The sequence below is a fragment of the Acinetobacter sp. ANC 5045 genome (assembly GCF_004331005.1).
GTDB lineage: Bacteria > Pseudomonadota > Gammaproteobacteria > Pseudomonadales > Moraxellaceae > Acinetobacter > Acinetobacter towneri.
The window spans coordinates 16,510-37,696 of record NZ_SJNS01000003.1; the positions used below are offsets into that span (position 1 = coordinate 16,510).

Consider the following 21,187-nt stretch of genomic DNA (forward strand, 5'->3'; position numbering starts at 1 on the left):
GTGCAGGGGTTTGTTACAATAACCCCCTATTTTAAACTGTTAGATGGAAGATTAACATGCTGTCTCGTTTGGTTCGACAAATTTTACAAGCAACGGTCTACGATGTTGCAATCGAAACCCCACTCGACGCAGCGCCACGAATTAGTGAAAAACTGAACAATAACATTCGCTTTAAACGTGAAGACTTACAACCTGTATTCTCTTTTAAATTGCGTGGTGCGTATAACCGTATTAGCCAATTACCCAAAGACCAACTTGAACGTGGTGTAATTACTGCCTCTGCAGGCAACCATGCGCAAGGTGTAGCATTGTCTGGGCAAAAACTGGGCATTCGCGCCATTATCGTTATGCCTAAAACCACGCCAGATATTAAAGTACAAGCGGTAAAACGCTTGGGTGGCGAAGTGGTATTACATGGTGACTCATTTGATGTTGCCAACAAATATGCAATTCAACGTGCCCAAGATGAAGGCATGACTTTTATTCCACCGTATGACGATGAATTGGTCATGGCAGGTCAAGGTACGATTGCCAACGAAATTTTGCGTCAATGGCGCGATGTCGAATATGTTTTCGTTGCTGTTGGTGGTGGCGGTTTAATTGCAGGTGTTGCAGCCTACTTGGGCGATGTCGCACCGCATGTCAAAGTCATTCCTGTAGAATATGATGAATCGGCTTGCTTAAAAGCGGCTTTTGAAGCCAATGAACGGGTTATTTTGCCGCAAGTGGGTTTATTTGCCGATGGTACTGCTGTCGCACAAATTGGTGAGAAACCGTTTGAAGTTTTACAACTACAAAAATCAGATCAATCAGGCCCAATTGTTGAGCGCGATGTAGTTTTGGTGAATACCGATGAAATCTGTGCGGCAATTAAAGACACCTTTGATGAAAACCGCAGCATTGTAGAACCTTCAGGTGCAATGGCTTTGGCAGGCATCAAAAAATATGTCGAGCAACACCAATTGCAAAATAAAAATATTGTGTCAATTGTCTGTGGCGCAAACATGAACTTTGACCGTTTACGCTATATTGCGGAACGTACTGAACTCGGTGAACATAAAGAAGCAATTTTTGCCGTGACCATTCCAGAAGAAAAAGGTGCGTTCCTTAACTTCTGCCGTGCGCTGCAAGGTCGTAATATCACCGAGTTTAACTACCGCGCCAGCGATGCTACTGCTGCACAAGTCTTTGTCGGCATCAGCTTAAAATCTGGTGAAAAAGAACGCCACGATATTTATGAGTTACTCAAAACCCAGTACGATGTTGATGATTTGTCGGATGATGAAGTAGCAAAACTACACATTCGTTATTTGGTCGGTGGTCATGCCGATATTGAAAATGAACGTCTATTCCGTGTGGAATTTCCAGAGCGTCCGGGTGCATTACTGACTTTCTTGGAGCGCTTAGGCCCAACCCATAACATCACCCTGTTCCATTACCGTAACCACGGTGCAGCGGAAGGTCGTGTATTGGTCGGTTTAGAAGCTTCGGATGCCAAACAGAACCCAGATGGTTTAATTGAAACTTTGGAAAAGATCACTTATCCATACCAAGAGATTACTAATAACTTGGGTTATCAGCGTTTCTTAAAATAACCGATCACACATCTCAATAAGTGCAAAAAACCGCTGATTTCAGCGGTTTTTTAGTCATATTGCTACAGTATAGAGCCCTAAAATATTTTAGAATATTGGAAGAATAATATAATTTTTCAGGATGATGCTATGGCACAATTTGCTGTCATTGGTTTAGGTAGCTTTGGTGCAACTGTGGCGACACAATTGGTCAAACTCAACCATGATGTCATTGGGATTGATAGCAATAAAAAGTTTGTAGAAAACATTGCCGATCAAATTACCCATGCGGTGATTGCCGATGCAACCGATGAACACGTTTTGGAAGAACTGAATATTCAAAATTGTGATGCAGTGGTGGTCGCCATTGGTGAAGATATTGAAGCCAGTATTTTGTGTGTCTTAAATTTAAAGAATTTGGGTATTTCTAAAATTTACGTTAAAGCCAAAAGTAAAGCGCATACCATGATTTTGACCCATTTGGGCGTAAGTAAAATTATTCACCCTGAAGAAGATATGGGCGTTCGCATCGCGCAATCGCTGAGTTATCCGATGGTGAGTCGTTATATGAGCCTAAACGACAACCACTATATTGTAAAAGTAAAAATTAAAGACAACTTGCATGGCACGCGCATTCATAGTCTGATGTCACATGCACCCGAAGTTAAACTTTTACTGTTTAAACGTGCCGAAACGATTTTCTATACGCTTGAATCCAATTTAATGCTACAAACAGATGATATTTTGGTGGTTGAAGGACAACTTGAACCATTAAAACGCTTATCTAAACAATTTAAGTCAGAATGAAAAAAACAGCGAAACAACAAATCAAAACTGTCAATTTAAGCCCACCCAGTCTTTTGGCACTGGGCTTTTTAAGCTTTATTAGCATTGGCACAATCTTGCTGAAACTGCCCATTTCCCATCATGGCGAGATGAGTTGGATTAATGCCTTATTTACTGCTACATCTGCAGTGACGATCACTGGATTGTCTGTAGTGAATATTGGCGATGCTTATACCGTATTTGGGCAAATGGTCATTATGTTGTTGTTACAATGTGGTGGCTTAGGTTTTATGACTTTTGCGATTTTAGCGGTTTTAAGTTTGTCATCCAAAATTGGTTTAAAACAACAAATCATGGCGCAAGACACCATTGGGCAAACCAACCTGTCTAAAGTGTCGATGACCATTAAAAGCGTGTTGCTCTACTCATTGTTTTTTGAAGGGATTGGCACGGTTATTTTAACCTTGGCATGGATGCAGGATTATCCATTTAGCGATGCATTTTTCTATGCGGCTTTCTATAGTGTTTCAGCCTTTAACAATGGTGGATTTTCATTATTTCCCAATAGCTTAATGAGTTTTGCAGATCAATACCTGATTACCTTAACTATTAGTATGCTGTATATCATTGGCGGTATTGGTTTTGTGGTACTCATGGATATTAAACGTGCCAAACGCTGGAAAAAACTCTCACCCAATAGCAAGCTGATTTTATCGACCATTGCTGGTTTAAACTTTGTGGCCTTTCTGCTGATTTGGGCGATTGAAGCCAATAATCCACATACCCTTGCAGCCATGAGTATTGGCGATCAAGCCCTCAATGCATGGTTTCACGCTACCGTTCCTCGCTCATCAGGCTTTAATAGTCTAGATGTCGCAAGTATGCAAAATAGCTCGACCTTGCTCACCATGCTTCTGATGTTTATTGGTGGTGGTTCGCTCAGTACCGCAGGCGGTATTAAAGTTGGCACATTTATTATTGTCATTTTAAGTGTGATCAGTTTTTTAAGACGTTCAGATGAGGTGCGTGTGTTTAATCATGCTGTACCTGAACGTACCACCTTTAAAGCTTTGGCGGTGATCAGCATCACAGGTATGTTAATTTGCCTCGGTTTGTTTAGCTTACTTGCCCTTGAACCGAAACTGAATTTTTTAGACCTGTTGTTTGAGGCTGTATCTGCAGCGTGCACGGTGGGTTTATCCCGTGGTGTTACAGGTGAATTACAACCTGCCAGCTTAATTATTTTAATGTTGTTGATGTTTGCAGGTCGTTTAGGGCCGCTGACTTTGGCTTATTTAATCGCCACACCACAAAAAAGCCGACTTAAACATCCAACCGCAGATATTCAAGTTGGATAAAAGCTGGATACGATCCGACTTCAAAAACAAACGCCAATCTTCAAGATTGGCGTTTTATATTCAGCGAGCAATAATGAGAAATCAATCTTAATCTACTTAAAACCAATTCATTAAAGACACACCCAAACCAACATAGGTGGCGCGGTGGTTATAATCAATCAGGCTTTCGCCATAACCATCAAACAACTGGAAATGACCGCGTAATTTTCCACTGATTGGGAAAACCCAGTCAAACTGTGCTGCACCGTGCGCGTCATCACCGCCTTTTAAGCTATGACGAAGCATCAAAGAAAAGTCATGCTCTTTCCAGCGATAAAATGCCAACATATCGCCACGCCCGATATAATTTTTAATATCTGGGTTGTTGTCATCAGCGCGGTCTTCTTCAATGCGATACCACGGACGTAACATCAAGGCAAAATTGTCTTTTTCAAAACCTAAATTAAAAATCACCCGATTCCAACTGCGTGATAATGGATCAGAACGACCATTGGATTGATGGTTCAACGTCACACCCAATAAACGACCATGCAGCCCCATAAGTGTATAGTTGGTGCGGAACATCAAACTGGCTTCAGGCTCATAATTGGTTTCACGAAATGGACGTGACTCATCACCATTATAAACCTGCCAACGTGATGACTGGGTATAACCTAGCCACACATCACCGTTATCACCCAACAGATTTTCTACCGCTTTGGTTTTTAAAGACAGCTGAAATTTGGTTTCCATTGAGGTCAGGTTTTGCTCCTTACCCACGGGAACGGTATTTTGCTCATTCAAGCTTTGTGGACGTTCATTTTTATCGGACGTCCAAAAAGTAGGCATCAAATACACAGGTTGATAAGCACGTAAATTCCATGTGCCTAATTTGCTATCGGGTGAAAGCTCCCAGCGCTTATCCAGTAAAGATACATTCGGATCAAGCTTTGGTACATCAAATGAAAATAAATTACTCACACCCACTGCAATTTTTTCTTTCACAGTTTCAGGTGCAGGAGCAAGTGCCTGAGCGGCTTGACGTTCGCTAATCAGCGCTGTTTTTTCTGCTTCAGGAATTTTAAACAGAGCATCGTAACACACCAAACGATCAGCATTTGACTCTAAAGCCACACAGGCTTCAGGTGTTGCAGGTGCAACTAAGCTAGCTGGGTCTTGTGCATAGGTTTTCGCCACAAACACAGTGCTGAGTGCGGCAACACTCAGCGACAGTCCTGTGCGTTCAAACAGTTTGAACGCGCTCATAAATCCCCCTAAGTTTTCGTTGTTATTTCACGTATCAGTTCACTTGTTTAATTTCAAAACCAAGTTCGAGCAATGCTTCACGTTTTGACACAGGTGCGACTACGGCTTTAGATGCTTGCTGCTGACGCAAATATTGCTCCGCAACACGTTTTAAATCGTCTAAAGTCACCGCCAATAAACGCTCACGTAATACTGTGCGGAATGAGGGTGTACGCGCGTGCAATAATGCATAACATGCAGTAATCGCTTCACCTGCAGGCGAACCTGGTTTATCCATACTAGCAATTAAACCTAAAATCGCTTCTTCTAGTTGATGCGGCAATTGCTCTGCATTAAATAACCAATCAATACTCGCTTCAAAGTCTGCGAAAGTTTCTGCCAAGCGTGGATCACGATAACTGTAAAAACGGAATGAACATGCATTGCCATCGTAGCTTGCACCGCCACCGTAAGCACCGCCTTTTTCACGGATTGCGCTGTGTAAGAAACCATTGCGCAAATATGCAGCCAATACCATCAAAGGTGCAGCATCAGGATGCGACACTTCCACCGCAGGATACGCAGCCGCACAGAATTGCACATTGGCTTGAATCAACCATGCCTGATCTTGCGTTGAATGATCTACAGGAACTTGAGTTAAAGCAGCAGGATTTTCTGCAACAATAAGTTTATCCCAAACTTCTTGAACTTCTTCGACCAAACGATCGGTTTGATGTTCTTCACATACTAACAAAAATTGCTTAGGTGCTTGCAGTAATTTATGGTGAATCAATTGCAACTCAGCAATCAATTTCTCGTATTCCGCTGCATCTTTTTCAATTTTAGCAACCAAGTCTGCCAACCAATTTAATGCGCCCAAACCTGTGTTGTTGTAATCGCGCTGTGCCAAAGCACTGTGATGACGTCCTGCAATTTGCATGGCATAACTATGCCCCGAACCCGACAAACGCGACTGCCAACGGGTTTTACGTTGTTGTAATAGCTCGATAATACGGTCTTTTTCATCGAAACGTAATTGCTCAAATGCCAGTTTCAGCAAGCGGATGGCTTCAAGATTATTCACCAAAGACTTAGTGGTTAAAGTGAGCCATGCACTGATCTGATTTTTGTCATCGACTTTAGAGCGTAAAGATGCGCCCATGCCCAAACCACCGCTGACTGCGGTTTGTAGCTGTTGTAATTCTAAATAGTCGTATTCACCTGCACCCACTTCGCCCATCAAAATAGACAGCAAATTAAAATATGGCGATTGAACAATTTCATCAGGAATTTGAATCAATACTTGCTGATAGTAAATTCCATTGGTTCCTGCATGATATAAATTTAAAGGATAATCAATGCGGTTACTGATAATTTCACGCAACTCACCCTGCACAATATGCAAAGCTGCAGGCACATCTTCCAAACCAACTTTTGGCAATAAATTCAAATCATCTGGCGTATCTTGACGGACTTTTAAAGCTTCCGTTTGCGCGACGATTTCTGCTTTTTGCTCATCTGTGAGTTGTGCGCCAATTTCAGCCAAACGTGCTTTTTCAAGTGCAGTATCTTTGGCCGATTTTTCTGCATCCGGTACCAAAGTCATTTGCACACGGTGTGGGTTATCAATTAAATGTGTCTGAATTAATTGCGATAACCACATTGGGTCTTTCAGTTCTTCTTTAACCTGTTCAATTGCAGAATCCACATCCCAAACTTGAATTGGGTCATTGTGGTGAATGGCACTGCTCAAGCCATTTAAAATCAAACTCAAACCATAAGGCATACCATCACCGTTAATTTCACGCTGATGCAATTCAATCTGATGTAAAATTGCATCGACTAAAGCGGTATCTACAGGTTTTGCAGCAACGCCTTGTAAAACCTTTAATACACCTGCCTGAAATTCGGCTGCATGTTCTGGGTTTGAACCTTGCACACCACAGAAGAATGTCATTTCAAAGTTGGAGTCATCCACACCCATCAACGGGCCTGTCGATTGTGCATGCGCCCAAGTTTCTAAATAGTGGCGTAATGGTGCAGCAGAGTTTTCAAGCAAAACACCTTCAACTAAACGCATCCCCAAACGCAATTTAATATCGCTGGCTTCAGGCAATAACCACGCCAAAACATGATAAGTTTTATCCTTCAGCTCTTCTGCATCAACAGCATAAGTTTCTGTAACTGCAACAGGCGCGGCAAGACGACGTTCTGGCTTAGAATACAGCGTTTGCCCCTGCTCAAATTTCGCCAAGGCCAATTGTTCAAACTGTTCCTGTAAATCGTATGCGGGCGTATTGCCAAACGTCATAAATACCGCATTACTTGGATGATAATGCGACTTATAAAAATCGACCAACTCCTGATAGCTTAAATCTGGAATATCTTTCGGGTCGCCACCTGAGTTGTAGTGATAGGTGGTTTCAGGGAATAAATGATAAGCCAACTGATGATACAACTGATCAGATGGCGAGCTCATTGCCCCCTTCATTTCATTAAAAACCACGCCTTTATATACAGGCTCACCATTTTCCAGCTCAATACGAATACCTTCCTGAGCAAAATCGAGAGGATTTAAATTGGCGGCAAAAGCCGCATCCATATACACCGCAAGCAGGTTTTGGAAATCTTTTTTGTTTTGTGTTGCAAATGGATAAGCCGTCCAATCTGCCGCGGTAAATGCGTTCATAAAAGTATTCAATGAACGACGAATCATTAAAAAGAACGGGTCACGGACAGGGAATTTTTCAGAACCACACAACGCAGTATGTTCTAAAATATGTGCCTCACCTTTGGAGTCCATCGGCTGAGTGCGAAATGCGACTAAAAATACATTTTCATCATGATCTGTCGCCAAATGATAATGCACCGCACCTGTAACTTTATGTTTATATTCAGACACTAAAATGTCTAAGGCTTCAACATGGTGTTGACGTACCAACTGAAACGCAGGATGTACAGTCTGGGAAATGGTTTCAGTGACATCTACAGTCATGTGATCTCCTAAAAATAAGCAAATAAAAAACTAAAGCCATTATAGCTTTAGTTCTTTAGATAATTCACGTTGAAAACCCGACTAAATTGATTGAAATATGCAAAGTATCAACAAAGTGCAGCACAAGTCGGGTTTTGCTACTGCAAAAAACTAAATCAGGTATTTAAAATAACTATAGTTTGGATGATTCTCAACATACACATAATTTTGTTTTTGATAGAAATGTGCTGCAGATTTAGTATCTGTATTCAGGCACAGCGCAGAGAAATTGGCACGTGCTTTTTTCTCTAAATGTTGCAATAGTTGCTTACCCACACCATGTTTACGGTAATTTGGTAAAACATAGAAACGACGAACCCGCCCGATGCGACTTTCAATGTCTTGCTCATTCCACTGTTGGTTTAAGCCACCGCAAGCAACCAATTGTTCGCCATCATAAACAAACAGTAAGAATTCACCAGGCTGATCAAAGCGGTTTTTGCCACTTTCCCATTCTTCAATTAAACGATGGACAAAATCAAAGCCTTCCTGAGCAGCATGTTTTGCCAAAGTCTGTATTTGCGCTGGTAATTCCTGTGCTTCTTTAATTTCGATGTTCATCTAACCTTCCTGATAACTCTGCTAAACCCCTATTTTCCATCAATATCATTCATTCAAATGAATTTTATTCATGAAACTACAGCAATCCTGAGCATTGGTGTAAACTTAGCGTTTTTAATTTTGACTGTGATTTAAAGACATGGCAACTGTTGATCTTTTTGCAATTGGTAATGCATTAATTGACCAAGAATTTCAAGTCTCGGATGACTTCCTCATTCAACATAGCTTGCAAAAAGGTACTATGCAATTAACCGATGGTGAAACACAAGCAAATTTATACAACAACTTAATTAAAACGCAAAGACATAAAGGCCAAGCTTCAGGCGGTTCTGCAGCAAATACAACAGTAGCATTCAGCGCTTTGGGCGGACAAGCATTCTATGCATGTCGCGTTGGAAATGATGAATTGGGTGATATTTACCTCAAAGGTCTTAATGAAGCAGGTATTCACACTACAACAAAATCAGTCAGTGAGGGTGTTACAGGCACTTGTATGGTTTTGGTCAGTGATGATTCTGAACGCACCATGCACACCTATTTAGGTATTACCGCAGAACTTTCTGCTGCACAAATTGATTTTGAACCGCTCAAAACTGCAAAATGGCTCTATATTGAAGGCTATTTATCGACGAGTGATACCGCACGTGCCGCAGTGAAACAAGCACGTGAAATTGCTCAAGCCAATCAGGTGAAAATTGCACTGACCTTATCTGACCCAGCCATGGTGCAATATGCGCGTGAAGGTTTGGATGAGTTACTAGATGATGGTGTGGATTTGATCTTCTGTAACCAGCAAGAAGCCATGATGTACACAGGAACGGAAACGGCTGAAGCGGCATTAGAACAACTAAAACAAAAAAGCAAATACATTGTCATTACATTGAGCGCACAAGGTGCCCTAATTTATGATGGCAACAACGCTTTTTCTGTACCAGGTCGTCAAGTCACTGCTGTTGATGCCAACGGTGCGGGTGATGCCTTTGCAGGTTCATTCCTGTATGCACTCAATGCAGGCTTAGGTTTCCAAACTGCAGCTCAACTTGCCATTCTGATTTCAAGTGAAGTGGTTTCTCAATTCGGCCCTCGTCTTGCGGTAGAAGATTACGCTAAACTTTTGCATAGCATTCAAAAGGAATCTGCATAATGAATAAAATTTGTATGATGGAAGACATTCCTGAGCGTGAAGCACGTGCCTACGAAACGCCAAATGGTGACACAATTTTTATCACCCAACGTGATGGCATGTATTACGCTTACCAAAACGTCTGCCCACACCTACAAGTGGAATTAGAATTTTTAGAAAACCAATTCTTAGACCGTGACCAAGAATATATTGAATGCTCAACGCATGGTGCTTTATTTTTAGTTGAAACAGGTGAATGTATTTCTGGCCCATGTTTAGGTCAATCACTTGAGAAAGTTGAGATCAGCGTTCATTCAGATGGTGGGATTTACTTGATCAACGACTAACTTTTTTGCAACTTTCAGAAAGAAGCGAAAAGTTCCAAATCTTAGCTCTATACAAAACCAGATCATTTATCTATGCTCTCTAAGCAGAGTTAGATCAATGATCTGCATCTAATAACATCACCTATAAATATTTCAACACGTGAGTTTAGCGCATGCATGAGTTTTTATCTGATTTGAACTTAATGCCCTTTCATCTCAGCCTAGTTGTTTTATTGCTACTCAGCACTGTCGAAACGATTGGTTATTACTTTAATTTTCGCCCAAGTCAGTTGCTCAAACGTGCATTTTCACAACGAATTACAGAATCGCCACTTTTAGATGTTAAATTTTCTAAAGTACTGATTTTTGTTTTTTTACTGATGAATTTCAGTGTTGCAGGATATTTTTTACAGTTTTTGATTTACTCACAACAACAACATTTCGTTCCTGCTTATTACATTATTATTCCAGCGTTTATTATTGCCATCTTTTTTACAGTCTTCATGATTCACTGTTTAGACCAAGTGATTAAGCCCAAATATAGCGTGCGCCAAGTCGATTTACTCGGACGTTTAGCCACAATTTCCAGTGGTAATGCCCGTCCTGGTTTTTCTGCACAAGCACGTGTACGTGATGAGTTTGGGCAACTGCATTATGTGCAGGTTGAACCTGAATTTGGTGAACTTGAATTTCAAGCTCAAATTATTATTGTGCGCAAAAAAAGATCTCACTATCTTGCCAAAAAAATTTCGGCATCAAATAACCTATTTAGCAATCAATAAGTTATTTTTTAAGATTTAAAACCAATCATGCTGACCTAAGAAAGTTAAAATTTTTCACTCAAACTCAACACAATCTGTTTGTTTATAAACGATACATTTCATGTGATCTGAACAATATTTACACAAAATCATTATGAAAAAATGCTGTTTACCCTAGACTAAGCCAAAGACAAAGCACCACTACATTGTAGGGAAATAAAAAAATATGCGGAATCGTCATTAAACTTTAACAAAAGAATGAGAATAATTATTAGCTGATAATATCTCTAATTTATTGCTATTTTTAGATTGATTTTTATTCATAGCAATTTAGTCTGATTTTCTTTTTTAAAATATAAGTATTTTAGTCAGATTTTGAATTATTAATTACAAGTGTTTCTGTCAAGTTTAAAAAATATTACTTTCCTCCATTTATTCTCTGCAACACCCAAAAACAAACTATTGATTTATAATAAGTTAACAATATATTTTCATTTTAACTGTGCCAGCTATTTTTTTTTGTATGTTTTTGTTTAATAATATAAAACACAGTTTAAAAAATAGGCTTATAAAAGTGAGCTTAGTTCCTAAAGATTTAAATAGAAAAGTAGTTCGTGAACTCACGGTCATTTTAATAATTAAGGTCGTGCTGTTAATGGTCATCAAAAATATTTGGTTTGATGCCCCAACTATTCCTCAAAATTTTGATTCACAAGTTGCTGAGCGTATTGCTGGCAGTCCTTCCTCAATCAAGGAGACACGTTGATGATTTCTGAAAGCGTGGTCGATCTCTCGCGGTTCCAATTCGCAATGACCGCGATGTATCACTTTATTTTTGTTCCACTGACTTTAGGTCTGGCTTTTATTCTTGCCATTATGGAAACCACGTATGTGATTTCTGGTAAAGAAATTTATAAAGACATGACCAAATTCTGGGGAAAACTCTTCGGTATTAACTTTGCCTTAGGGGTAACCACTGGTTTAACCATGGAGTTCCAGTTTGGTACAAACTGGGCGTATTACTCACACTACGTGGGTGATATCTTTGGTGCACCACTCGCAATTGAAGGTTTAATGGCCTTCTTCTTAGAATCGACCTTCATTGGTTTATTCTTCTTTGGATGGGATCGCCTCTCCAAAGTGCAGCACTTATGTGTAACGTGGCTGGTTGCGCTTGGTTCTAATATGTCCGCTCTCTGGATTTTAGTTGCCAACGGCTGGATGCAGAACCCAGTGGGTTCTACCTTTAACTACGAAACCATGCGTATGGAATTGGTTGACTTCGGGGCGTTAATTTTTAACCCTGTTGCGCAAGTTAAATTCGTACACACTGTTTCTGCAGGTTATGTAACGGGTGCTATTTTCGTTTTAGCGATTTCAAGTTATTACTTATTGAAAAAGCAAGACTTGCCATTTGCGCGTCGTTCATTCGCTATTGCAGCAATTTTCGGTTTAGCTTCTACTTTATCTGTAATTCTACTTGGTGATGAATCAGGTTATGAATTAGGTGATGTTCAAAAAACCAAACTCGCAGCAATTGAAGCAGAATGGGATACTCACCCTGCTCCTGCAGCGTTCACTTTATTTGGTATTCCAAACGAAGAAACGCAAACGACAGATTACGCAGTTAAAATTCCTTATGTCATGGGGATTATTGCAACGCGTTCTATCACCGAAGAAGTGACTGGTATTAAAGACCTGATCGCAAACCACGAAGTTCGTATTCGTAACGGTATGGTTGCTTATCAACAACTTGAGCAATTACGTGCGGGCGACCAATCTCCTGAACTTAAAGCTGCATTTGAGCAAACTCAAACCGATTTGGGTTATGGTTTATTGTTGAAAAAATACACGCCAAACGTAGTAGATGCGACTGACGAACAAATTAAAATGGCTGCTGCGGATACTATTCCACACGTACCAAGTTTGTTCTGGGCATTCCGTGCCATGGTAGCTTCTGGTTTCTTAATGCTGTTGTTATTCGCACTTGCAACTTTTGCAGTGGCTAAACGCAACGCAGAAAGCAAACCTTGGTTATTAAAATTTGCGTTATTCTCATTACCATTACCTTGGATTGCAGCGCAAACAGGTTGGTATGTAGCAGAAGTTGGTCGTCAACCATGGACAATTGGTGAAGTACTTCCAACACACTTGTCTGCATCTTCACTCAGCACTGGCGACGTATGGGGCTCAATCATTGCATTGGCAGCGTTCTATACCGTTTTGCTGATTATTGAAATGTACTTGATGATCAAATTCTCACGTCTAGGCCCAAGCTCGCTTCATACTGGTAAATACCACTTCGAGAAAATTGAAGCTGCGAAAAAAGCCAATGAGGAGGCTTAAGCATGATCGAATATGAATTACTCAAAATCATTTGGTGGGTGTTAGTGGGTGTATTACTCATTGGCTTTGCCCTCACCGATGGCTTCGACATGGGCTCAATGGCGATCATGCCATTTGTAGGTAAAACTGACGAAGAACGTCGTGCTGCGATCAACACGATTGCACCGCACTGGGATGGTAACCAAGTTTGGTTCATTACAGCGGGTGGTGCGTTATTTGCTGCTTGGCCAATGGTATATGCAACAGCATTCTCAGGCATGTATTGGGCACTGCTCTTAGTTCTGTTTGCCCTATTCCTGCGCCCAGTTGGTTTTGACTACCGTTCAAAACTTGAAAACACCAAATGGCGTACATCTTGGGACTGGGGTTTGGCTGTAGGTGGTGCAGTTCCTGCATTAGTATTCGGTGTTGCGTTTGGTAATATGTTCCTTGGCGTACCATTTACCCTAGACGAAACTGTACGTTCAACATATACAGGCAGCTTCTTTGCATTATTAAACCCATTTGCTTTAGTTTGTGGTTTAGTCAGCTTGTCTATGCTTTGTGCGCATGGTGGTGCATGGTTAATGCTGCGTACCGATGGTGACTTACGTGCACGCTCTGCAAAAGCAACGCAAATCATGGGTATTGTGTTCCTTGTGTGTTTCTTAGGTGCAGGCGCATGGTTATACTTCGGTGGTATCGAAGGTTATACCCTAGTAACTCCATACGACACGAATGGCGTAGCAAACCCATTGGCTAAAGAAGTTTTAACCAATGCAAACCCAGGCTGGATGAATAACTACTCAGCGTACCCTATTACCATGATTGCACCAATTATGGGCATCTTGGGCGGTATTTTGATTATTCTTGCAGCAGGTAAAAACAAAGCTGGTTTAAGTTTCACAGGTTCATCTTTAGCGGTGATCGGTGCGATTTTAACTGCAGGTTTTGCATTGTTCCCATTCTTAATGCCATCAAGCCTCAACCCAGTTGCAAGCTTGACCATGTGGGATGCGGTATCAAGTAAAAACACATTAACTGTAATGACTATTGCGGCATGTATCTTCGTACCAATTATTTTGCTATACACCACTTGGTGTTACTACAAAATGTGGGGCGTTATCACCAACAAGCACATTAAAGAGAATTCACACAGCCTTTACTAAGGCTGTGTCTAAGGAGAATAAATTATGTGGTACTTTGCATGGATTCTCGGTATTCTGATGGCATGCTTTGCAGGTGTCTTGAGTGCCCTGTATATTGAATCTCATCAAGACCTTGACGAGGAATAATTAGATGACAGACACTGCAGTGAACGCTGAAACAACAGTTCAAAAACCGAACAAGATTGCGATGGTTATTTCATGTTTATTGGCATTCCCACTCGCAGCTGTACTGCTTCTTCATCCAGCAGCAATGCTGGATGCCAACGGTGAATATAGCCACCGTGCCATGATGTTTATTATGATTGGTATTTCAGGTGGCTTTGTACACGGTGTTGGTTTTATTCCACGCTTTTGGTTTTGGAAATGGTTATTTAGCCCATTTGTGGCTTGGCCATTGATGATTTGGGGTTATTACACTTGGTTTCTTTAATGAGGTGTAAATAAATTCCTTGAAAAGAGCGCAATATGCGCTCTTTTTTATTGGCTTAATATTTAGGAGCCGCAGATCATTCCTCTGCATCTTCACCATATAAAACAGCGTATAAAATTTTGAAACTTACAATCTAAAAGATGAACTAATCTCAAAATTCAGGTATTAAAAAGCCAAACGCTGTGGTTTGGCTTCTTTCTCAACAATATTTTTATAACTATCGATGACAATACGTCTTGCTTAAAGCATATTGTTATTTTGGCTCAATGGGTGCAAACGGTGCAACCACATCGGCATTTTGCGCACGATGACGCATGAAATGATCCATCAACACAATCGCAAGCATAGCTTCTGCAATTGGCGTTGCACGCACACCTACGCAAGGATCATGGCGTCCTTTGGTCAGTACGTCTGTATCTTCACGGTTTAAATTAATGGTTTTGCCTGGCGTGGTAATACTGGCTGTTGGTTTTAAAGCAATCGCAACACGAATATCTTGACCACTAGAAATACCGCCTAAAATACCGCCTGCATGGTTCGCCAAAAAGCCGTCAGTGGTCAGTTCATCACGGGTTTCATGCCCAAACTGCGCTGCCACTGCAAAACCATCTCCAATTTCAACGCCTTTCACAGCATTGATAGACATCATGGCATGGGCAATATCGGCATCTAAACGATCAAAAACAGGTTCGCCCCAACCCACAGGCACTTTTTCAGCCACAATTTCCAGTTTTGCACCACAGCTTGTACCCTGTTCACGCAATGACGTTACCAATGCTTCAAAACGTGGTACAGCATCGGCATCGCCACAGAAAAATGGATTGTTTGGTACTTCGTTCCAATCTAGCTTTTCAGCTTTTTCTGTACCAATTTGAGTGACGTGACCACGAATCACAATTCCAAATTTTTCGAACAGGTATTTTTTTGCAATTGCACCTGCTGCAACGCGCATTGCTGTTTCACGTGCGCTTGAACGTCCACCACCACGATAATCGCGGAAACCATACTTTTGCGTATAGGTATAATCTGCATGCCCAGGGCGGAAAGTCTGTGCAATATTACCGTAGTCTTTCGATTTTTGGTCAGTATTACGAATCAGTAAACCAATTGAAGTTCCAGTGGTTTTACCTTCAAAGACACCTGAAATAATTTCAACTTCATCGGGTTCTTTACGCTGTGTCGCAAACTTAGACGTACCCGGTTTACGGCGATCCAAATCTTTTTGTAAATCTTCTGCAGACAGTTCAATCCCCGGTGGCACGCCATCGACAATCGCCATCAGACCTACGCCATGAGATTCACCACAAGTCGTTACACGGAAAAGTTGCCCTATACTATTACCTGCCACGTCCAACGACTCCTTATGCTTGAACAGATTGAATAAATAAATCGCGATATTGACGGCATTGTGCTGCAGTCAATGCAAAAATACCTGAACCACCTTTTTGGAATTTTAACCAGTGCAAATCAACCGTGTTGAAATTCTGTTTCATCGCCCATTCAGAATTACCTACTTCAATCACAATCAGACCATCTTCAGTTAAGTAATCTGCCGCCTGCGCCAACATTTTACGGACTAAATCTAAGCCGTCTTGCCCTGCTGCCAATGCCAATTCTGGCTCATGATGGAATTCTTCAGGTAAATCTGCCATATCTTCCGCATCAACATACGGCGGGTTAGATACGATTAAATCATACTGATTTTCGGCTGGGATTTTGGCGAATAAATCAGACTCAAGCAACGCCACTTGGTATTGTTTGTTGTGATGTTCACAGTTAATTTGTGCGACTTCCAAAGCATCTTTTGAAATGTCAGTTGCATCGACTTCAGCATCTGGAAAAGCATAAGCCAAAGCAATCGCAATACAACCTGAACCCGTGCACATATCCAAAATACGTTGTGGGGTTTTAGGCGCAGCATTGGCTGGTAAATTGTTATCTGCTTCGCGCATTTGACCTTCTTCATCTAGGCAATATGGCGCAAAACGATTTTCAATTAGCTCGGCAATAGGTGAACGTGGAATTAGAACACGCTCATCGACATAAAATGGTTTTCCGAAGAAATATGCCAAGTTTAATAAGTAAGAAGTTGGTACTTTTTCATTGATACGACGTTCGAGCAAGCTTAAAAATTCAGCTGCTTCGCTCGGCAATAATTTTGCATCTAAAATTTCAGCGTCTGCATTCCAGTCTAAAGACAAAGTTTGTAACACCAATGCAGAACTTTCTGCAAAATAATCTTCTGTACCTTGACCTAAATGTGCATCGTATTGACGTAGTGCTGTAACCCCAAAGCGAATAAAATCACGAATGGTTGATAGGTTTTCAGCAGCTTCCTGCAAATGTTCAGGGCTAATTGTCGGTCGATCCACTTAAGGCGCTCCAAGGTCAAATTTTAAAACGCCTTATGATACCTTGTTTTGCTCGGTTTTATAATGTTTAAGCAGTTTCCAAGTAATTTATTTACTATGGTTTTACTTATTTGATTCCCACAAACTGACCTTGATAATAATCAGCGCGCTCTGCTGTTTGCAGCAAAACACATTGTGCACGTTGTAATGCGGCAAAATCGCTTTGAGTCGATAAATAACAGCGTTGTTTTACACGGTTTTCCCAAAGTTGATGCTGTTGTTGAATATTACTGGCATTGCCTGCGCTGCGTTTTACATAGGCTTTATAGTGTTTTTTGAGTCGTTTGGTTTGTGCTTTTTGCTCAGTTTTAATACATTTTTGCGATTGGGAAATTTTGCCATAACTATTGTTCATACATTGCGTATAGCCTTGTGAAACGCCATTCGCCCAAACTTGAGCTGTACCCAAAGTCAGCATCCCCAATAGTGTAAATATCCAAACTTTCATATTTTCCCCTGAGCGCAGTCTGTTTTTAAAGCGCGGTAAATTTTCAATATTTTATAATTTTACAAAACCCAAATTGCTGCATTGATGCTACAAGATTCAGGTTAAAAAGCATATAGTCAATCCCCTGCTTTTTATGATTCAGTCTATGATAAATGCACAACAATCATTGAAAAATGTGACAATATCCCAATAATTGAATTACTCATTTTATAGATGAAACTTTCAGCCTTATGAGCTACAAACACAATAATTTGATGGCCATGCGCCAAAGCTATTGGAACGACAACCACTCCGAAGCAGTCTTGATTGAAAAACAATTTTTTCAGCAAATTTTGATTGAAAACGGCATTTTTGAAAATGCGTCATTAGATGATGCCAAATATCTATTTTTTAGTTTGCCCAGCGTGATTATTGTTAAGGGATATGCGCATGGTTTTTTACACGATTCTGTAAAATTGATGATTCTCAAATTTATCCAAGACAACAAAGCGCAATTGATGAAAAAAGCCGAAACCAAAGTGCAATATCGGATGTAAAAGTACTTTTAAGCCGTTTTTCATACTTTTTTCACGAGGAAACTCGTCGTTCAGCAAGTTGAACTTTTTTAATACGTTAAGACGCGCTAATATCCGTTACAATCTAATTTTCCTGCGTATTGCTGATTTAAGGATTGATTTTAATGTCAGATCAGAACGATAAGCTTAAACAACTCAAGACTTCCTCTATGGATCGACGCTTATCCATCGCAAAGGCATCTTTACTTGCAGGAACACGATGGGCAGCCTCGAATGCCACCTCTATGTTTTCAAGCGAAGAAGAAAAAGAACGTAAACGAAAAAAAGCCATGAAAGAACAAGCCGATTACTTGGTGGCTGAAATTGGCAAACTCAAAGGCTCTATCGTGAAGATTGGGCAAATGATGGCGCTGTACGGCGAACATTTTTTACCTGAAGAAATTACGCAAGCACTCAACACGCTGAATAACCAGACTGTCGCATTGGCATGGCCTGCAATTAAACAGCAATTACAGGCACAGTTAGGTGCCAAACTTGATGATCTCACCATTGATCATGAGCCATTAGGTACAGCCTCTTTGGCTCAAGTTCACCGCGCGACCCGCAAGTCGGATGGTTTGGAGTTGGTATTAAAAATCCAATATCCAGGCGTAGCAGATGCGATTGACTCAGACATGAGCCTATTTAGAAATATGCTCAAATTGACACGCATGGTGCCGCAAACCCGTGAATTTGATCAGTGGTTTGATGAAGTGCGTGAAATGATGCATCGTGAAGTCAACTATCAAATTGAAGCGGAAACGACACGTCGTTTTGCTGCCCGTTTAAAAGATGATCCGCGCTACATTGTGCCGCAAATTGTGGATGAATACTGTAGCGACCAAGTGCTGTGTATGACCTTTGAACGTGGCGTACCGATTAACAGCCCTGTCATGCTCTCATTACCTCAAGAACGCCGTAACCAATTAGGCGAAGCCTCTTTAGAAATTGCTGTGCGTGAAGTATTTGAATGGGGCGAAATGCAGACTGACCCGAACTTTGGCAACTACTTAGTTCGCTTAGGTAATGGTGAAGATATTCACGATAAAATTGTACTGCTCGACTTTGGTGCTATTCGTCAATTTGATCAACACTTGCTGACTGTGGCGCGTAATTTGATCAAGGCGGGTTATTACCACGACCCACAAATGATGGTGAATGCCATGACGGGTTATGAGTTTTTTGACAGCATCCCTGAAAGCATTAAACCTGACATGGCAAAAGTGTTTCTATTGGCAACCGAAGCCTTTAGTCACTTAGACAATAACCGCGATTTACCTGCAGGCGTGATGGATGAACAATCGCGCTATGACTGGAAAAAAAGTCAGCTGCATAGCCGTGTCATGCAACAAGCATCTAAATCGATGGCTTCGCGTTACTTTAGTGTGCCGCCTAAAGAATTTATGTTTATTAGCCGTAAATTTATTGGTGCCTACACCTTTATGACCGTGATTGATGCGAAAACCAATGTCCGCAAAATGATTCAAAAGTTTATTTAAGTCCCAACTTTTATTTCTTTGATCAAAGCTGTTATATAGACCTAAATGATTGTTGCCCACTCGATGCAATTGTCATTTAGGTCAATTTATTTTAAAAGCGTAGATTTCTATAAAATTAATAATCTATAAAAATCCACATATTAGTCCAGTTATAAGAAAATTTTTACCGTTTATCTTTGACAATTCTGCATGTCAGCAATGACATAGTTTTTTTATAGTCTGCATGTCAGCATAAAAAACAAGCATTCTCTGTGTAGGACAACACAATCATGAGTCAAATGATAAACAAAGCCCAAGGATTCGGCTTAGCGCTACTCACTAAAATGGCATCGAGTGATCTGCTCGATCAATTCAAATTACGCAAATGGGTTGAACAATCTCTATATCACTCAGCCAAAGCAGGTTTTAAAACCTTTGAAACCACTCAAAAAAATTTTAAAAGCACACAAAAATTACCGCAACAACGACTGACACGTCAATCCAAAGATTTATTTGATTTGTCATTGAGTGAAGAACAGCAAATGCTGGTCGATGCCATGCAGCAATTTGCTACAGAAGTGATCTATCCATTGGCACATCAGGCAGATCATGATGCGAAATTCCCACAAGTATTATGGCAATACAGCACAGATTTAGGTTTGAACACCTATGCTCTGCCCGAAGCTTTAGGCGGTGTTGCCACTGAACAAAATATTGTCAGCCATATTTTAATTGCCGAACAATTGGCACGTGGCGACTTTGGCTTAACCGCAGGATTACTTTCCACATTTGGCGTAATGAATGCCATAACTCGCTGGGGTTCAGAACAGGTTCAAAATCAGTATTTATCTGCGTTTTCCGAAACAGACGCGAACCATCCAACGCCACTTCAAGCCACTTTTGCGATTCAGGAAAATACTGCTGCGTTTAATCCGTATCAGCTAAAAACCAAAGCGACTTTGCAAAATGGACAGTACCTAATTACAGGTGAAAAAACGCTGGTGATTTTGGCCGAAACAGCAGATTTATTTTTGGTTAGTGCAGAGCTAAATGGTCAAGCCGATGTGTTCATTGTGCAACGTGATGCTTCTATTCAATTTAAAGCAGCGCCTGCAATGGGCTTAAAAGCCTGCGAAACGGCGACTTTAAAGTTTAATCAAACCCCTGCGGAGCGTTTAGGCACAGATGATTTCGATTACAGCGCATTTTTAGATTTAGGCAATCTCATGTGGTGCGCCATGGCAGTTGGTTGCTGTGAAGCAGTGAAAAGTTATTGTATTCGCTATGCCAATGAGCGCACTGCATTTGGCGAACCAATTTCACATCGTCAAAGTGTGGCTTTTATGATTGCAGATATGGCCATTGAAATTGAAGCCATGCGCATGCTGTTGCTGAATGCAGCGAGTCTTGCCGAATCGGGTAAAAACTTTCATCGAGAAGCATATTTAGCACGTCTGCTCTGTGCAGAAAAATCTATGCAAATTGCCACCAATGGCGTGCAAATTTTAGGTGGTCATGGCTTTACCAAAGAACATCCTGTAGAGCGTTGGTATCGTGATTTACGTGCAACTGCAATTATGCATTCAGGCTTGCATGCCTAATCTCACACCATCAATAAACGATAG

20 protein-coding genes are annotated in these 21,187 nt (G+C 40.9%); 14 read left to right on the top strand and 6 right to left on the bottom strand.

What is annotated here, in order from left to right; genetic code table 11:
- The first annotated feature begins 56 nt into the window (after positions 1–56).
- The 3 genes from ilvA (at position 57) to E0H79_RS04010 (ending at position 3,718) form a co-directional block, all read left to right on the top strand.
- A complete protein-coding gene (gene ilvA, locus E0H79_RS04000; RefSeq protein WP_019837302.1) occupies positions 57–1,595 on the top strand; it encodes a threonine ammonia-lyase, biosynthetic in 1,539 nt (512 codons plus the stop codon).
- A gap of 129 nt (positions 1,596–1,724) precedes the next feature.
- Positions 1,725–2,381, top strand: a complete 657-nt coding sequence (locus E0H79_RS04005; RefSeq protein WP_004973425.1) for a potassium channel family protein — start codon at positions 1,725–1,727, stop codon at positions 2,379–2,381.
- On the top strand, positions 2,378–3,718 hold the full coding sequence (locus E0H79_RS04010; RefSeq protein WP_131260875.1) for a TrkH family potassium uptake protein: 1,341 nt from the start codon (positions 2,378–2,380) through the stop codon (positions 3,716–3,718). The genes E0H79_RS04005 and E0H79_RS04010 overlap by 4 nt, the downstream gene beginning before the upstream one ends.
- Positions 3,719–3,814: 96 nt before the next feature.
- On the opposite strand, the gene E0H79_RS04015 is transcribed toward E0H79_RS04010, so the two are convergent.
- The 3 genes from E0H79_RS04015 to E0H79_RS04025 form a co-directional block, all read right to left on the bottom strand.
- On the bottom strand, positions 3,815–4,963 hold the full coding sequence (locus E0H79_RS04015; protein ID WP_131260876.1) for a phospholipase A: 1,149 nt from the start codon (positions 4,961–4,963) through the stop codon (positions 3,815–3,817).
- A 34-nt stretch (positions 4,964–4,997) separates the two neighbouring features.
- Positions 4,998–7,937: an insulinase family protein gene (locus E0H79_RS04020; RefSeq protein WP_131260877.1), complete on the bottom strand. Its 2,940-nt coding sequence runs from the start codon at positions 7,935–7,937 to the stop codon at positions 4,998–5,000.
- Positions 7,938–8,087: 150 nt separating this feature from the next.
- A complete protein-coding gene (locus tag E0H79_RS04025) occupies positions 8,088–8,537 on the bottom strand; it encodes a GNAT family N-acetyltransferase (protein ID WP_131260878.1) in 450 nt (149 codons plus the stop codon).
- A gap of 139 nt (positions 8,538–8,676) precedes the next feature.
- Between E0H79_RS04025 and E0H79_RS04030 the strand changes: the two genes are divergently transcribed.
- From E0H79_RS04030 to E0H79_RS04065, 8 genes are all read left to right on the top strand, one after another.
- Positions 8,677–9,681, top strand: a complete 1,005-nt coding sequence (locus E0H79_RS04030; protein WP_131260879.1) for an adenosine kinase — start codon at positions 8,677–8,679, stop codon at positions 9,679–9,681.
- Between the two features lie 14 nt (positions 9,682–9,695).
- Positions 9,696–10,007 carry a Rieske (2Fe-2S) protein gene (locus E0H79_RS04035; protein WP_171287411.1) on the top strand — a complete coding sequence of 104 codons (312 nt, stop codon included), beginning with the start codon at positions 9,696–9,698 and terminating at the stop codon, positions 10,005–10,007.
- 152 nt (positions 10,008–10,159) lie between these two features.
- Positions 10,160–10,768: an OB-fold-containig protein gene (locus E0H79_RS04040; RefSeq protein WP_096900848.1), complete on the top strand. Its 609-nt coding sequence runs from the start codon at positions 10,160–10,162 to the stop codon at positions 10,766–10,768.
- A gap of 553 nt (positions 10,769–11,321) precedes the next feature.
- The gene (gene cydP / locus E0H79_RS04045; protein WP_004973408.1) at positions 11,322–11,513 is read left to right on the top strand and encodes a cytochrome oxidase putative small subunit CydP; all 192 of its coding nucleotides are present in this window, start codon (positions 11,322–11,324) and stop codon (positions 11,511–11,513) included.
- Complete coding sequence (locus E0H79_RS04050) at positions 11,513–13,093, top strand: cytochrome ubiquinol oxidase subunit I (RefSeq protein ID WP_096900849.1); 1,581 nt, start codon at positions 11,513–11,515, stop codon at positions 13,091–13,093. The genes cydP and E0H79_RS04050 overlap by 1 nt, the downstream gene beginning before the upstream one ends.
- A 2-nt stretch (positions 13,094–13,095) precedes the next feature.
- Entirely contained in the window at positions 13,096–14,241 is a 1,146-nt protein-coding gene (gene cydB / locus E0H79_RS04055; protein ID WP_131260880.1) for a cytochrome d ubiquinol oxidase subunit II, read from the top strand.
- 24 nt (positions 14,242–14,265) lie between these two features.
- Positions 14,266–14,367 (top strand): cytochrome bd-I oxidase subunit CydX, encoded by a 102-nt coding sequence (cydX, locus tag E0H79_RS04060; RefSeq protein WP_004860610.1) that lies wholly within the window; start codon positions 14,266–14,268, stop codon positions 14,365–14,367.
- A gap of 4 nt (positions 14,368–14,371) precedes the next feature.
- A complete protein-coding gene (locus tag E0H79_RS04065; RefSeq protein ID WP_004973403.1) occupies positions 14,372–14,671 on the top strand; it encodes a cyd operon YbgE family protein in 300 nt (99 codons plus the stop codon).
- Between the two features lie 253 nt (positions 14,672–14,924).
- Here the strand turns inward: E0H79_RS04065 and aroC are convergent, their stop codons facing one another.
- The 3 genes from aroC to E0H79_RS04080 all read right to left on the bottom strand — a co-directional run bounded on the left by aroC (position 14,925) and on the right by E0H79_RS04080 (position 17,530).
- Positions 14,925–16,019: a chorismate synthase gene (aroC, locus tag E0H79_RS04070; RefSeq protein WP_004973401.1), complete on the bottom strand. Its 1,095-nt coding sequence runs from the start codon at positions 16,017–16,019 to the stop codon at positions 14,925–14,927.
- A 13-nt stretch (positions 16,020–16,032) separates the two neighbouring features.
- A complete protein-coding gene (gene prmB / locus E0H79_RS04075) occupies positions 16,033–17,043 on the bottom strand; it encodes a 50S ribosomal protein L3 N(5)-glutamine methyltransferase (protein WP_004973398.1) in 1,011 nt (336 codons plus the stop codon).
- 106 nt (positions 17,044–17,149) lie between these two features.
- Positions 17,150–17,530: a DUF1311 domain-containing protein gene (locus tag E0H79_RS04080; RefSeq protein ID WP_004973395.1), complete on the bottom strand. Its 381-nt coding sequence runs from the start codon at positions 17,528–17,530 to the stop codon at positions 17,150–17,152.
- Positions 17,531–17,760: 230 nt separating this feature from the next.
- Here E0H79_RS04080 and E0H79_RS04085 point away from each other — a divergent pair, with 230 nt between their 5' ends.
- From E0H79_RS04085 to E0H79_RS04095, 3 genes are all read left to right on the top strand, one after another.
- Positions 17,761–18,066 (top strand): hypothetical protein, encoded by a 306-nt coding sequence (locus tag E0H79_RS04085; protein WP_096900850.1) that lies wholly within the window; start codon positions 17,761–17,763, stop codon positions 18,064–18,066.
- Positions 18,067–18,209: 143 nt separating this feature from the next.
- On the top strand, positions 18,210–19,583 hold the full coding sequence (locus E0H79_RS04090) for an ABC1 kinase family protein (RefSeq protein ID WP_004973390.1): 1,374 nt from the start codon (positions 18,210–18,212) through the stop codon (positions 19,581–19,583).
- A 269-nt stretch (positions 19,584–19,852) separates the two neighbouring features.
- Entirely contained in the window at positions 19,853–21,163 is a 1,311-nt protein-coding gene (locus tag E0H79_RS04095; protein ID WP_004973388.1) for an acyl-CoA dehydrogenase family protein, read from the top strand.
- Positions 21,164–21,187 lie beyond the last annotated feature (24 nt).

What these genes read in the sequence shown, in the direction of transcription:
- ilvA (WP_019837302.1), top strand. Translation starts at nt 57, where the DNA reads ATGCTGTCTCGTTTGGTTCGACAAATTTTACAAGCAACGGTCTACGAT.
- E0H79_RS04005 (WP_004973425.1), top strand. Translation starts at nt 1,725, where the DNA reads ATGGCACAATTTGCTGTCATTGGTTTAGGTAGCTTTGGTGCAACTGTG.
- E0H79_RS04010 (WP_131260875.1), top strand. Translation starts at nt 2,378, where the DNA reads ATGAAAAAAACAGCGAAACAACAAATCAAAACTGTCAATTTAAGCCCA.
- E0H79_RS04015 (WP_131260876.1), bottom strand. Translation starts at nt 4,963, where the DNA reads ATGAGCGCGTTCAAACTGTTTGAACGCACAGGACTGTCGCTGAGTGTT.
- E0H79_RS04020 (WP_131260877.1), bottom strand. Translation starts at nt 7,937, where the DNA reads ATGACTGTAGATGTCACTGAAACCATTTCCCAGACTGTACATCCTGCG.
- E0H79_RS04025 (WP_131260878.1), bottom strand. Translation starts at nt 8,537, where the DNA reads ATGAACATCGAAATTAAAGAAGCACAGGAATTACCAGCGCAAATACAG.
- E0H79_RS04030 (WP_131260879.1), top strand. Translation starts at nt 8,677, where the DNA reads ATGGCAACTGTTGATCTTTTTGCAATTGGTAATGCATTAATTGACCAA.
- E0H79_RS04035 (WP_171287411.1), top strand. Translation starts at nt 9,696, where the DNA reads ATGATGGAAGACATTCCTGAGCGTGAAGCACGTGCCTACGAAACGCCA.
- E0H79_RS04040 (WP_096900848.1), top strand. Translation starts at nt 10,160, where the DNA reads ATGCATGAGTTTTTATCTGATTTGAACTTAATGCCCTTTCATCTCAGC.
- E0H79_RS04050 (WP_096900849.1), top strand. Translation starts at nt 11,513, where the DNA reads ATGATTTCTGAAAGCGTGGTCGATCTCTCGCGGTTCCAATTCGCAATG.
- cydB (WP_131260880.1), top strand. Translation starts at nt 13,096, where the DNA reads ATGATCGAATATGAATTACTCAAAATCATTTGGTGGGTGTTAGTGGGT.
- cydX (WP_004860610.1), top strand. Translation starts at nt 14,266, where the DNA reads ATGTGGTACTTTGCATGGATTCTCGGTATTCTGATGGCATGCTTTGCA.
- E0H79_RS04065 (WP_004973403.1), top strand. Translation starts at nt 14,372, where the DNA reads ATGACAGACACTGCAGTGAACGCTGAAACAACAGTTCAAAAACCGAAC.
- E0H79_RS04080 (WP_004973395.1), bottom strand. Translation starts at nt 17,530, where the DNA reads ATGAAAGTTTGGATATTTACACTATTGGGGATGCTGACTTTGGGTACA.
- E0H79_RS04085 (WP_096900850.1), top strand. Translation starts at nt 17,761, where the DNA reads ATGAGCTACAAACACAATAATTTGATGGCCATGCGCCAAAGCTATTGG.
- E0H79_RS04090 (WP_004973390.1), top strand. Translation starts at nt 18,210, where the DNA reads ATGTCAGATCAGAACGATAAGCTTAAACAACTCAAGACTTCCTCTATG.
- E0H79_RS04095 (WP_004973388.1), top strand. Translation starts at nt 19,853, where the DNA reads ATGAGTCAAATGATAAACAAAGCCCAAGGATTCGGCTTAGCGCTACTC.